This is a genomic window from Helicobacter mesocricetorum (genome assembly GCF_900198605.1).
In the GTDB taxonomy this organism is placed as follows: domain Bacteria; phylum Campylobacterota; class Campylobacteria; order Campylobacterales; family Helicobacteraceae; genus Helicobacter_D; species Helicobacter_D mesocricetorum.
This window is the reverse complement of the sequence record NZ_FZPJ01000015.1, coordinates 17,760-30,754: the sequence shown is the minus strand read 5'-3', so window position 1 is coordinate 30,754 and position 12,995 is coordinate 17,760. Positions and strand designations below refer to the sequence as shown.

Sequence of the window (12,995 nt, the reverse complement as noted above, 5' to 3'; positions counted from 1 at the left end):
GATGAGTGTAGCTATCTTACAATTTTTAGGAACTAATTGCGAATATGATATGGAGTATGCTTTTTCGCTTTTAGGGGTTAAAAGCCAAATTGTTTGGCATCAACAAAGAGCATTACCTAAGGATACTAAATTAGTTGTAATTCCTGGTGGTTTTAGTTATGGAGATTATCTAAGAAGTGGAGCGATTGCACGATTTTCGCCTATTATGCGTTGTGTTATAGATTTTGCAAACAAGGGTGGTTATGTGCTTGGAGTGTGTAATGGATTCCAAATACTCTTAGAGAGCGGATTGTTACCCGGTGCGATGAAGCATAATGAAAACTTGCAGTTTATCTCAAAAAATGTGAGTTTAGAGGTGGTAGATACCCATAATATTTTTTTGAAAAACTTTAAAATAAAAGAGGTTATAAATATTCCCATTGCTCACGCAGAAGGGAATTACTATATTCATCAAGAGCAGTTAGGGCAATTAGAAGCAAATGGGCAGATTTTATTAAAATATACACAAAACATTAATGGCTCTTTAGAAAAAATTGCTGGAATTTGTAATGAAAATAAGAATGTTTTTGGACTTATGCCTCATCCTGAAAGAGCCGTAGAGGAAGTTTTGGGTAATACAGCAGGATTAAAGATGTTAGAGGGGTTTTTAGAGGTTTTATGAAGTTTTTTCTTTATGCTATCTTGGTACTCCAATTATTTGCACAAGAGGAATTTGTATTTTCTGCGAAAAATAATACTTTTAATGCTCTAGTGGCAGAGGCGGAATCTCCTAAAGATTCTGCTTTGGAAGAGGACAAGATAAAACGAAAAAATATTCTACCTGAAGTAATGGTAGAGGAGAGTTCATCCCCCCTAGAATTTAATATCTCACAAGAAAACAAGAAAGAAAAGGGACAGGATGCTTATGAAGAGGAGGATTTAAAATTAGAAGAGATAAAAAAACAAAACCTTATTACTAAAAATGTTTATTTAGATATGATAAATCCGCCTTATAGTATCTTGTATGTTCATCAAATTGTTCCTATCACTTTTAAATTATTAGTATTAAGTCAATATTCTACTATTGAAACAAGATTTATATTAGATAATGCGAGCGTTGAAGTGCTAAACCCAAAAGAAACTTGGACTTTAAATCAAGATTCTAGCCTTAGCAATACTTTTTATTTTAAAATTAACCAACCTAATTTTACTATTCCTAAAGTTGAAGTTATTGTAAATACCATAGAAGGGGAGTTTCAAGAGAATACAGACTTTATTGTTGGTAGAGCCATTAAATTAGAGCGAAAAGGTAGATATTCGCAAGTCTTAGCCAAAGATTTAAAAATTTTAGATTCTAAAATTACTAATTATGACTCCCAGCACAATCTTGCTGTTTTTCAACTACAAAGCAATTTAGGGAATCTTTTTGATTTTCATTTGCAATCCTATCAGCAAGGCATTGAAAGTAAGAGTGGAGATTATAAGGAGGCTATTGCTTTTTATTATGCGATTGTGCCAAAGAGTTTAGGAATTATTTCTTTTGAATATTTTAATACAGAAAAATCTCAATATATTGAATTACAAGTGGATAATATTCCACAAGATGAGCGCGTTAGCACACAAAGTGATATAAGACCTAAAAACAATATCCAATTCTATCAAGTTTCTTTCGTGGTTTTTTTGATACTTGTGTCTTTTGGCTTGTATTTTTATAAACGAAAATGGATTTTTATTCTTTTAGGGATTCTTCCTTTAGTGCTTTTGTTTTATCTGCTATCAGCTAGAACTTCTGCAGTTTTAAAAGTCAATACACCTATTCGTATTCAACCAACTTTTAATTCTACCATTATTTTAATCACCAAAGAGCCAATGAAAGTAGAGGTTTTATCAGATATTAGGGGTTATTATAAGGTAATACTAGAAGATGAACGTATTGGATGGGTAGAAAAAAATGATGTCCAAGATTAGAGCTTGTAGCGCAATATTTTATGTTTTATTGCTAGTGCCTTGGAGTATTTTATTAATGTATATATTCCCTCAACACCATAGAATAGTGCGCAGAGTTACAGCTTCACTATTTTTTAGACTTTTTGGGGTTAATGCCAAAATAATAGGAGAATTAGATAAAACAGCACAAATTTTAGTGATGAATCATCAAAGTTTTATGGATGTGGTTTATTTTGAAGCATTTCATCCTAATGATTTATGTTGGATTGCGAAGAAAGAATTAGGTGAACCATTTTTTTACGGACACGCTCTAAAAGCCCCTAAGATGATTTTAATCAATCGTGAAAGCAAGAAAGAGGCTGTATTTTTGCTAAAAGAAGCCAAAGATAGATTGTCTAAAGGAAGAGTTTTATGTATTTTTCCAGAAGGAACTCGATCTTTGGGGAGAGAGAAATTTTTACCCTTTAAAAATGGTGCTAAATTTTTAATTGAACATTTTCATTTGAAAGTCCAGCCTATTGTTTTTTGTGGGACTAGAGATTGTTTGGATATAGGCTCTATGAAATTTGATAATCAACCCTTTATCGTAAAATATCTTCCCGCCTTTGTCCCTAGTGAAGAGAATTGGTATGAATCTTTAAGGGAAAAAATGCAAGAAGAATATTTAGAACTTTATAAAGAGAGAGAAAATGCATGGCAGAATAGTTAGATATTTAAGCAGTAATGGTAAAGGGGTAGTGATTAATGCCTCCAAAATGCTCTTTGAATTTACCAAAGATGCTTGGCATGATAAGAAAGTTATTCCAATGGAAGGAATGTTTGTAGAGTTTCGCTGTAATGAATCCAATCAAATTACAGATTGTAAGGTTTCGAAATTTCAAGAGTTTGGTGGCAATACTTTTATTAGTGAATCAGATTTTTGGCGTAATCAAACTGATGAGCAATTAGAGGCAATCCAAAGCAATAAGCGAGATTTAGCTATTCAAGAAATTTATAAAATAACTAATTATGATAAAATCAAAGATATACCTTTAACCATTAGTGTAGATAATGCACTGAAATGGTATTTTCAACAACATTTACTAGCCGTTAGTTTTCTTAATGATTTATACATTGCACACCAAAAAATCTTGTTGGAGTTTATGCATACTAAGCGGTTTGTTTTTAAGGCTTTAGATAATCTCCTTTTTAATGATAAAACAATGAAAAAAGATGATTTTATCGAAGAATTGGGCGTTGTTATAAGGCTTGAGAATTCCTTATTAGATTTTGACCATAAAGTTAATGTTGAAGCACTTTTTTTGGAATATTTTATCAAGTATCAATCGCATTATCAGGCATTAAATTTTGCTTTGGAGAATGCAAAAGATACCTTAAAAATAATTCAGCGAAAAATTCAATCCTGTAATGCGGAGTTAGCGGTGATTGTGCGTAAATTAGAATCTTTAGCAAAAAAGCCTCAAGAAATGCTAGAAAAACAAGAAAAAATTGAAGGAGAATTAAAAAAATTAACAAAAGAAGATGAAATAGTTACGCAAAGAATATCTCGCCTAAGTGCCATTAAAGCAGAATTTTATAAAAGTTATCATCAAAGCTTTGAAAAATCTTTTCAAAAAGTTCATAAAATGCTTTATAGGAAAATCAAAAATGGATTAGATATTTGCATTACTATTTTAGATAATAAGATTTACCAAAAATCTTTGGAATCCAAAGCTATGAAGAATTGCTATTTTAAGTATCCAGAAAATCAATTAGCCCCCATATCTATTAATTTTATGGAGCAGTATTTAGAGAGATTGAATAAAGATCGATTAAGTGAGGGTGATAAACAGATTTATCTTTATTACCAAAAGCTTAAAGAAAGCGTTAAAAAAAATTTTCTTATTGTTAGCACTAATGAAAAAACAACAATGGATATGAAGATAAAGATTCTAACAGAGGGAAAATTCCATTGTGTTAAAGTTGCCTATAAACAAATTTTGCTCTCAAGTATGATGAGAGATTTTGTATTTGATACTATCTATATTGATAAAAAATCTCTATGGACAACTTCACAAGAATTAATCACTGAAATAAAAAACTTTAAAGGTGGTAAAAATAGTAAATTCGTCATCTTTTAGAATGAAAGTTTATTGGCTTAAGATAGGGTTTTTTGGGAATGTTATGTTATAATTGAGGAATATATTTAGAGTTTGGAAGTTTATGGAAAACAAAGTAGAAAATAAAATAAAAAATGTTAAAAAAAGTATTGCAAAAGATTTTGTCGATGAGGTTTCAGATTTTTCGCATTTTGGATTCAAAAAAAGTCTATTAAGAGGCATTAAAGAGTTAGGTTTTATTCAGCCAAGTCCTATTCAAAAGGAGGCTATTCCCGCTATTTTAGATGGTCTTGATGTGATAGCACAAGCGCAAACAGGAACAGGAAAAACAGCCGCATTTGGATTGCCTTTGATTAATAGTTTAAAACATAATGGAAGCGTTGAAGCTTTGATTATTACTCCAACACGAGAACTTGCTATGCAAGTTAGTGATGAAATTTTTCAATTAGGCAAATATAGCAAAGTCCGAACGGTTTCGTTTTTTGGCGGACAATCAGTTTCTAGGCAATTAGAGCTTTTGGATAAAAAGCCACAAATTGTTATTGCTACCCCCGGAAGGTTATTGGATTATCTTCGCAATCATAAATTAAAAAATTTTTTTCCACGAGTTGTTGTATTAGATGAATCAGATGAAATGTTGGATATGGGATTTTTAGATGATATTGAAGAAATTTTTCAATATCTTTATAAAGAACACCAAACCTTACTTTTTTCAGCAACTATGCCTGTCCCTATTAAGCATTTAGCTCAAAAGATTCTTAATAATCCAAAATTTATCAAAATCACCCAAGAGAACACTACAAATGAGGATATTTCACAGCGGTATTATATTATTAATGAGGTCGAACGCGAGGATGCCATTATTCGTTTAATTGATAGTGAAATGCCTACTAAAGCTATTATTTTTACACGAATGAAAAAAGAAGCTGATATTTTGGCTAAGCGATTAATAGAGCGCGGATATAGAGCAGGTGCAATGCACGGAGATATGGAACAAAAGGATAGACAGAAGTCTATTAAAGCCTTTAAAGATTCTCAAATTAATATTTTAGTAGCTACTGATATTGCGGCGCGTGGGCTTGATATTAGTGGAGTTAGCCATGTTTTTAACTTCCACATTCCTTTAAATCCAGAATCTTATGTCCATCGTATTGGTAGGACAGGTAGAGCAGGAAAAAAGGGTGTTGCTATTACACTTGCAACACCTTTAGAGTTTAAAGAATTGCGTAGAATAAAAGAAAATACTAAGGCTACTATTGAGCTTTATGAAATACCCAACATTCAAGATACTATTAACAAAAAAGATTCGCAATGGATAGAAAAAATCTTGAAATACCAAATTAGTGATGAGGCTTTGCGTCTTTATGAGCAGGTAAGAAGTAATGCGGATATGACACAATTAGTTTGCAAATTGCTCTCAATGTTGCTTGAGGAAGTAAAGGTTTTAGGTCCTAATAAGATTGGTTTAGGAAAAAAAGATTTACAAAAATTTCAAAAAGAATTAACAAAAGAAGAAAAAGCTTTTTATAAAAAGCAAAAACGAGAGTATTCTAAAAAGGGTGATTATGGCAAAAAGGAAGATAGGAGAGAAAAAAGGGTAAATAAAGAAAAAAAGATCCCTAAAACTCCTAATGCAAAGACTAAAAGAAGTTCTAAGAGGAGATAAAATGGAGTTTCAGCCTTATCCTTTTGAAAAGTTAAATGCTCTTATTGAATCTATTTCTACAACAGGACAAAGAATCTCTTTAGGTGTTGGAGAACCGCAATTTAAAACTCCAGATTTTATCACCAAAGCTCTTGGAGATAATGCGTATTTGTTAAATAAATATCCCAAAACAAGCGGAGAGAAAAGTTTAAAAATCGCTTTGCAGAGCTTTATTCATAGGAGATTTAATGTAAGGTTGCGTTTAGAGGAGATTGTCCCTAGTTTTGGGACAAGAGAAGTTTTATTTAATTTTCCGCAATTTTATCTTTTTGGTAAAACTTCTAAGGTTATTGCGCATCCAAATCCTTTTTATCAAATTTATGAAGGTGCTGCGATTGCTTCAGGGGCAAAAACCATTTATATGAATCTCCTAAAAGAAAATGCTTTTAAACCCCAACTAACAAAAGAGCAGATGCAAGAATGTGATTTGGTTATTTTAAATTTTCCAAACAATCCAACAGGAAGCAGTTTAACTTTAGAGGAGTTAAAATTATGGGTGGAGTGGGCATTAGAATATGATTTTTTATTGTTGAATGATGAATGTTATAGTGAGATTTACACAGGAATAAAACCATATTCTATCTTAGAGGCTAGTGTGGCAGTGGGAAATACAGGTTTTAAAAATGTTTTAGCATTAAACTCTATTTCAAAACGTTCCAGTGCTCCGGGGCTTAGGAGTGGATTTATTGCAGGGGATAGTGCGGTTTTAAAAGATTATGCGCAATATAGAACCTATGTGGGTTGTGCTTCTCCTTTGCCTCTTCAAGAAGCAGCCGCTTTAGCTTGGAATGATGAAACCCATACGCAATATTTTCAAATGCAGTATGCAAAAAATTTAAAGATAGCAGAGGAGATTTTAGGTGTGGAAGTCCCCAAGGAGACTTTTTATGTTTGGTTGTATGTAGGCGATGATTTGGCTTTTACGAAAAAACTTTTAGAAAAAGAGAATATTTTGGTGCTTCCGGGAAGTTTTTTATCACGAACTAATGAGGGTATTGATCCGGGTAGTGGGTATGTCCGCTTGGCACTTGTTTATGAAGAAGCAGTTATTCAAGAAGCTTTGTTAAGGATTAAGCAGTGCCTATAAAAATGCCACAAAGTGTTCATTTTATTGGGATTGGTGGCATTGGGATTTCTGCATTAGCTAGATTTTTGTATGCACAAGGTGTGGAAATAAGTGGTTCAGATATAGCAGAGGGTGCTATGACAAAGGAGTTGAAAAAAATAGGCATTAAGGTAACGATTCCCCATAGTATTCAATCTTTAAAAAATCCCGAATTAGTAATCCATTCAGCTATTATTAAAGAGGATAATATAGAAATACAAGAGGCAAGAAGAAGAGGTATTAAGATTTTATCTCGTAAAGAGGCTTTATCTTTGATTTTAAAAGAAAAGCAAGTTTATGCAGTTGCAGGGGCGCACGGCAAAAGCACTACCACGGCTATTTTAAGCGCAATCTTGCAAGATTGCAGTGCTTTAATTGGTGCAGAAAGTAAGGAGTTTCATTCTAATACACGCGCTTTAAAGAGTGAGATGGTTGTTTTTGAAGCTGATGAATCTGATAAGAGTTTTTTAAATTGTAATCCTTATTGTGCGATTGTAACGAATGCAGAACCAGAACATATGGAAGCTTATGGGCATAATCTTGAAAAGTTTTATCAAGCCTATGAGGATTTTTTAAGATTAGCTAAAAGACGAATCATTAATGCTGAAGATAGTTTTTTAGGGGGGTTGGAGTTAGAATGTGTGCGTCTTTATCCCTCTAAAGAGATTTGTGAAATAGAATATTTCTTACGCAATAATCAGCCAACAACGAGATTTAGATTGCGGCATAACAAAAAAGATTATGGCTATTTTGAGGTTTATGGTATTGGAGAGCATATCGCATTAGATGCGTCTTTAGCTATTTTGAGTGTTTTAGATTCCTTAGATTTAGAGACTATTCGTAAAAATATTAAAAATTTTGTGGGAATTAAAAAACGTTTTGATGTTTTAGAGGTAGGTAATTGTATTATTATTGATGATTATGCACATCATCCAACCGAAATAAAAGCAACGCTTCAAGCACTCAAAAAATATCAAGAATTAACAAAGAGAGATAAAATTTGTGCAATTTGGCAACCACATAAATATTCTAGAATCTGTGATAATTTGGAGGGTTTTATAGAGTGCTTTAAGGGCGTTGATGAACTTGTTATTCTACCTGTTTATTCTGTGGGTGAGGCAAAAAAAGAGATTGATTTTAATGGGCTTTTTAAGGGTTATAATCCTATTTTTGCAGATTGTATTCAAAGAGATGGGAATGCGTTGATTTTATATAAAGACCAACAGCCCATTCACAAGATACAAGAGGGGATTGCTATTGGCTTTAATGCAGGAAATTTGACTTATCAATTAAGAGGCGGAATTTAATGTTAAAGTATGGATTAATTATCATTTTAGTGGCTTTTTTATTGTTTTTATTACTGCAATTACTTGTTTCTTATAATATTATTAGCACTAAGGGAAAAGTGTTTGTCGCAGGATTTTTAATTGTTATTGCTGTGGGTATTGGGGTTTTTACGATTTTTCAAGATAAAAGTGATGATAAGCTAACATCTCTGGCGCAACTCTTTTTACAAGATAAGAATCTTCAATGCCAAATAGGTGCAAAAACTCTTGAAGTTAATACCGCTACTTTTAATTTTGTAAGTGGAACTTTGACTTTAGTGGGTAAGGAAGATAGTCCCTATTTTAGAACCGTTATTCCGCTAAAAAATTGCGTGTTTAATGATGCTAATTAAGCAACTTGATTTAGTAGATTTTATTGGGCATTATGAGGGATTTTTATCTCGCCCTAAAGCCTTGCTTTTAGAGGGTGATTGCAAAATACACTTGCGTTATATTCAGGCTTTAGAATCTATTCTTTTTACGCCTCCTCAAGAAGTGAAGCCTTTAGAGTCCCAATTGCAATTATTAAAAAAGTTTGGTTATTTAAAGCTTGATGAAATTTTTGAGTTTATAAAAATTATTCGCTATTTTATGTATTTAAAGACATTAAAATGTGAGGGGATTTTAAAAGAATGGTTTGATAATATTTTAATCCCACAATCTTTATTAGAATGTGCGAAGACTTTTGAAAATAATGGCGAAATAAAACAAGGCATTTATTTAGAATTTGATGTATTGTGTCAGAGAATTGTAGAGCTTAAAAGAGAAATTTCTTCGCAAATGCACCAAATCCTATCCCAAAATAAACTTACTCCTTATCTGGTGGATAAACAGATTCATCTTATAGATAATGAAGAGTGTTTATTGCTTAAAGCAGGGTTTCATTATGTTTTAAAAGGGCAAATTATTCATCGCTCCAATACGGGGTTTTTTTATGTTTTGCCCCAAAGTATTATAAGCTTAAAAGATAGGCTTAATCACTTATGCAACCAAAAAGAAGAGCAACTTTTTAATATCTGTAAGGAAATATCCTTGCTTTTTGCTAAAAACTTTGTGTTTTTGAAGTTTATTAATAAAGAGTTTGATAGATTTGATTCCTACCAAGCCCGTTTAATGTTTGCAAAAGATAGAGGGTTGGAATTCTTATCCCCTAAGCCCAATGCAAGAAATATTCAAATTTGTGAATTTAAGCATCCTGCTTTAAAAGAACCTAAGCCTATTAGCCTTGATTTTAAGGGAAATGTTTTAATCTTAACAGGAGTGAATGCTGGGGGTAAAACGATGTTTTTAAAATCCGTTTTAAGTGTAGTGTTTCTTGCTAAATATTTGCTTCCTATGCCTATAAATGCTTCAAAGTCAAGCATTGATATTTTTAAGTTTATCCATCTTATTTTAGAAGATCCTCAAAGTAGCAAGAACGATATTTCTACCTTTGGCGGGAGGATGCTTGAATTCTCCCAAATACTTCATCAAAGAGAGGGAATTATTGGTATTGATGAGATTGAATTAGGCACAGATAGTGATGAAGCAGCAAGTTTATTTAAGGTGCTTTTAGAATATTTAATGAATAGAGAGAATAAGGTTATTATTACCACGCACCATAAACGACTAGCGGCATTAATGGCTGGGAATCCAAGAGTGCAACTCTTGGCTGCTCTTTTTGATGAAGAGAGAGAAATGCCAACTTTTAGTTTTTTAGAAGGCACTATTGGGAAGAGTTATGCCTTTGAAACCGCTTTGCGTTATGGGATACCTAAAATGCTAATTAATGAAGCCAAAAAAGTTTATGGAGAAGATAAAGAGAAGCTTAATATATTAATTGAGCATTCTTCGCATTTGGAGAGGAAGCTCCAAAAGGAAATACAAGAGGTGCAGCAAAAACAAAAGAAATTAGAGCATAAAAGATTGCAACTAAAAGAAAAAGAAGAAGAAATGCAAGAAACCTATAAAACAAAAATGAATGCTTTGGAAATGCTTTATTATGAGGCGATTAATGAAGCCAAAAAAGCTGTAAAATTACAAAACTCTCAAGAGATTCATCGTCAAATGAATAACGCTAATAAAATTTTTTATCAAATCAAAAAGCATTATGAAGAGAAATCTTTGGAGAGGATAAAGGAATTTAAAATAAAAGATAGGGTAGAATATCGTCGTTCCAAAGGAATAATAGTAAGTATTCAAAGACAAATGGCAGTGATGCAACTTGATGATGGAATAAAATTAAAAGTGCCATTAAATGAACTTAACCATAGTAGAAATGTTTTAGATACACCTCAAGTAAAAGTTAATGTTAAAATGCCTCAAAGTGTCAATGTGTCCTTGGATTTGCACGGAATGAGGGCAGAAGAAGCCCTAGAAAAGCTTGAAGAGTTTATTTCTAATAGTTTAATAGCAGGGCTTGATGAGGTGCTAATCTATCACGGCATTGGAACAGGTCGCCTCTCAAGCGTGGTAAGAGATTTTTTAGAGCAACATCCAAAAGTTGTGGAGTTTTTAGACGCTCCACCAAAATTAGGTGGCTTTGGTGCTAAGATTGTAAAGTTATAGGATTATCAAATTACTTTAAGGAGAAATAATGAAAAAAATGTTAGTTTTAATTGGGCTTGTGGCGTCAGTTTTTGTGTTTAGTGCGTGCGAAAAGAAAGAATATCAACATCCAGCGCATAGAAGTGGCGGAATGAGGTAAGTTTGAATTGTTTTAAGTTGATAGGTTTTTATGATGATGAAGTTTATAAATAGATTAGGCATAGTATCGGGTTTGTTTGTTGCGGTATTTGGTATTAATGTATTAGCCAATGAAAGTCAAGGATTTTTTTTAGGGGCAGATGGAGGATATGGAAAGACGAAAATCCAACAAGAAGAGTTTGATTTAAACATTAAAGATAAGGTATCAAACTTTGGATTAAGAGCAGGGTATAGATTATCCCCTGAGCATAGGGCTTATATTGCTTATTATCATCAATCTAAGATAAAAGATACAGATAATATACCTGTAATAGTCTCTGGAAATGTGATAGCTAATATACCAGTAGAATCCAAATATCGCGCACATAGGGCAGTTATTGGTTATGACTTTACGCCTAAGCTTTCGGAAAATATACGCGGTGTTTTGGGGGCTTATGGTGGGTATTCTTTTTTAAATGTCAATACAGAGTCTAATTTCTTTGGCGATATTTTCTCTTTGCCAAGTGCTTTTGATGGATTAATATATGGTGCCAAGATGGGGTTTTTATATGAATTAGGCAGAGTAGAGGTAGAATTAGGTGTTAAATTAGAGCAGATTCGGTATAAAACAAGGGATTTAAAGTTAAGTTTTGATGTAGGCGGAACAAAAACAGATGTTTTAAATGAAAATATTAAGCCTATGCAGACTACGGGGGGAATGTATTTAGGGTTTAACTATAAATTCTAGCTTCAATTTAAATTGACAAGAGGGGTATTATGACAAATATAATTCTTTGTGGTGGTGGTGGAACAAGACTATTTCCTCTAAGCAGGACGCTTATGCCAAAGCAGTTTATTCCATTTTTTAATGGAGAATCCCTTTTTGAACTTACTTTGAAGCGCAATTTTGCCTTTTGTGAGAAAGCCTTAGTGGTTTGCAATGCCGAGCAGTATTTTTTAGCACTTGATAAAATAGAGCAAATAAAATATTCTAAACCTCATACAGATATCTCCTATCTTTTAGAGCCTATGGCTAAAAATACTGCACCCGCCATCACTTTAGCTTGTTTGGGGTTACCATTAGAGGAAATTGTTCTTGTTACTCCAAGTGATCACTTGATTAAGGATATGGATTCTTATAAAGAAGTTTTGCAAAAGGCTAAAGAATTAGCAAATAATGATTCTTTAGTAACTTTTGGCATTACCCCAAAGTCTGCTCATACAGGATTTGGGTATATCCAAATGGGTGAGGATTTTAATGCAGAATCTTTTATGGAGAAGCCTAAGTTAGAAGTTGCACAAAACTTGTTAAGAGAGGGTAATTATTTTTGGAATTCTGGTTTATTTTGTTTTAGGGTTGAAGTTTTATTAAAAGAAATGCAAAAGCATAGTCCAGATATTTTTGAGCAGTGTGAGAGAGCCTATAATCAAGCCATTACAGATAAGAATCTAAGAAGAATACCTATAGAAGCAATGCAGGAGATTCCTCAAAATAGCATTGATTATGCTTTAATGGAAAAATCAAAATGTGTTAAAGTGTTGCCTTGTGATATAGGCTGGAGTGATGTTGGGAGTTTTGATTCGCTTTATGAAGAATTGCCTAAAGATAAGGATGAAAATGTTATTTTAGGGAATTCTTTAGCATTGGATTCTAAAAATAATCTTATTATTAGCCATAAGGAGAAATTAATCGCTCTTATAGGCATTGAGGATTGTATGGTAATTGATACAGGTGATGTTTTATTGGTGGGTAAAAGAAGCCAGAGTCAGAGAGTAAAAACTTTGGTGGAAAATTTAGGGGATAGCGAAATTTGTAAAACTCATCTAACAACCCATCGTCCTTGGGGAAGTTACACTATTTTAGAAGATTCTATGGGGTATAAGATTAAGAAAATTATTGTAAAGCCCGGAAAGTCTCTAAGCCTACAAAAACACTTTCATCGCAATGAACATTGGATTGTTGTAAGTGGGAGTGCAAGTGTGCAAGTTGGTAATGAGAAGAAATTAGTGCGACCTAATGAATCAACTTATATTAAAATGGGAGAAGTGCATCGATTAAGCAACGAGGGTAAAATTCCCGTAGTTTTGATTGAAGCACAAGTGGGCGAATACACAGGAGAAGATGATATTGTTCGGCTTGAAGATGATTTTGGGAGAAGCTAAAGGAATAT

The 12,995-nt window shown here is 32.8% G+C and carries 11 protein-coding genes; all 11 read left to right on the top strand.

Going from position 1 to position 12,995, the window contains the following annotated elements:
- Position 1 precedes the first annotated feature (1 nt).
- Entirely contained in the window at positions 2-661 is a 660-nt protein-coding gene (purQ, locus tag C6H18_RS04235) for a phosphoribosylformylglycinamidine synthase subunit PurQ (protein ID WP_104721871.1), read from the top strand.
- Positions 658-1,947 carry an SH3 domain-containing protein gene (locus tag C6H18_RS04230; protein WP_233704055.1) on the top strand — a complete coding sequence of 430 codons (1,290 nt, stop codon included), beginning with the start codon at positions 658-660 and terminating at the stop codon, positions 1,945-1,947. Before purQ ends, C6H18_RS04230 begins: the two co-directional genes overlap by 4 nt.
- Positions 1,934-2,635: a lysophospholipid acyltransferase family protein gene (locus tag C6H18_RS04225; protein ID WP_233704054.1), complete on the top strand. Its 702-nt coding sequence runs from the start codon at positions 1,934-1,936 to the stop codon at positions 2,633-2,635. The genes C6H18_RS04230 and C6H18_RS04225 overlap by 14 nt, the downstream gene beginning before the upstream one ends.
- A complete protein-coding gene (locus C6H18_RS04220) occupies positions 2,616-4,046 on the top strand; it encodes a hypothetical protein (protein ID WP_104721869.1) in 1,431 nt (476 codons plus the stop codon). Before C6H18_RS04225 ends, C6H18_RS04220 begins: the two co-directional genes overlap by 20 nt.
- Before the next feature lie 82 nt (positions 4,047-4,128).
- Entirely contained in the window at positions 4,129-5,691 is a 1,563-nt protein-coding gene (locus C6H18_RS04215; RefSeq protein ID WP_104721868.1) for a DEAD/DEAH box helicase, read from the top strand.
- A 1-nt stretch (position 5,692) separates the two neighbouring features.
- A complete protein-coding gene (locus tag C6H18_RS04210; RefSeq protein ID WP_104721867.1) occupies positions 5,693-6,817 on the top strand; it encodes a succinyldiaminopimelate transaminase in 1,125 nt (374 codons plus the stop codon).
- A gap of 2 nt (positions 6,818-6,819) precedes the next feature.
- The gene (murC, locus tag C6H18_RS04205) at positions 6,820-8,142 is read left to right on the top strand and encodes a UDP-N-acetylmuramate--L-alanine ligase (protein WP_199770125.1); all 1,323 of its coding nucleotides are present in this window, start codon (positions 6,820-6,822) and stop codon (positions 8,140-8,142) included.
- On the top strand, positions 8,142-8,513 hold the full coding sequence (locus C6H18_RS04200) for a hypothetical protein (RefSeq protein ID WP_104721865.1): 372 nt from the start codon (positions 8,142-8,144) through the stop codon (positions 8,511-8,513). The genes murC and C6H18_RS04200 overlap by 1 nt, the downstream gene beginning before the upstream one ends.
- Positions 8,500-10,707 (top strand): endonuclease MutS2, encoded by a 2,208-nt coding sequence (locus tag C6H18_RS04195; protein WP_104721864.1) that lies wholly within the window; start codon positions 8,500-8,502, stop codon positions 10,705-10,707. Before C6H18_RS04200 ends, C6H18_RS04195 begins: the two co-directional genes overlap by 14 nt.
- Positions 10,708-10,879: 172 nt before the next feature.
- Positions 10,880-11,572 (top strand): outer membrane beta-barrel protein, encoded by a 693-nt coding sequence (locus C6H18_RS04190; RefSeq protein WP_158654867.1) that lies wholly within the window; start codon positions 10,880-10,882, stop codon positions 11,570-11,572.
- A 29-nt stretch (positions 11,573-11,601) separates the two neighbouring features.
- Positions 11,602-12,987: a mannose-1-phosphate guanylyltransferase/mannose-6-phosphate isomerase gene (locus C6H18_RS04185; protein ID WP_104721862.1), complete on the top strand. Its 1,386-nt coding sequence runs from the start codon at positions 11,602-11,604 to the stop codon at positions 12,985-12,987.
- The last annotated feature ends 8 nt before the right edge of the window (positions 12,988-12,995 follow it).

What these genes read in the sequence shown, in the direction of transcription:
- C6H18_RS04230 (WP_233704055.1), top strand. Translation starts at nt 658, where the DNA reads ATGAAGTTTTTTCTTTATGCTATCTTGGTACTCCAATTATTTGCACAA.
- C6H18_RS04185 (WP_104721862.1), top strand. Translation starts at nt 11,602, where the DNA reads ATGACAAATATAATTCTTTGTGGTGGTGGTGGAACAAGACTATTTCCT.
- C6H18_RS04195 (WP_104721864.1), top strand. Translation starts at nt 8,500, where the DNA reads ATGATGCTAATTAAGCAACTTGATTTAGTAGATTTTATTGGGCATTAT.
- C6H18_RS04200 (WP_104721865.1), top strand. Translation starts at nt 8,142, where the DNA reads ATGTTAAAGTATGGATTAATTATCATTTTAGTGGCTTTTTTATTGTTT.
- C6H18_RS04225 (WP_233704054.1), top strand. Translation starts at nt 1,934, where the DNA reads ATGTCCAAGATTAGAGCTTGTAGCGCAATATTTTATGTTTTATTGCTA.
- C6H18_RS04215 (WP_104721868.1), top strand. Translation starts at nt 4,129, where the DNA reads ATGGAAAACAAAGTAGAAAATAAAATAAAAAATGTTAAAAAAAGTATT.
- C6H18_RS04220 (WP_104721869.1), top strand. Translation starts at nt 2,616, where the DNA reads ATGCATGGCAGAATAGTTAGATATTTAAGCAGTAATGGTAAAGGGGTA.
- purQ (WP_104721871.1), top strand. Translation starts at nt 2, where the DNA reads ATGAGTGTAGCTATCTTACAATTTTTAGGAACTAATTGCGAATATGAT.
- C6H18_RS04190 (WP_158654867.1), top strand. Translation starts at nt 10,880, where the DNA reads ATGATGAAGTTTATAAATAGATTAGGCATAGTATCGGGTTTGTTTGTT.
- murC (WP_199770125.1), top strand. Translation starts at nt 6,820, where the DNA reads ATGCCACAAAGTGTTCATTTTATTGGGATTGGTGGCATTGGGATTTCT.
- C6H18_RS04210 (WP_104721867.1), top strand. Translation starts at nt 5,693, where the DNA reads ATGGAGTTTCAGCCTTATCCTTTTGAAAAGTTAAATGCTCTTATTGAA.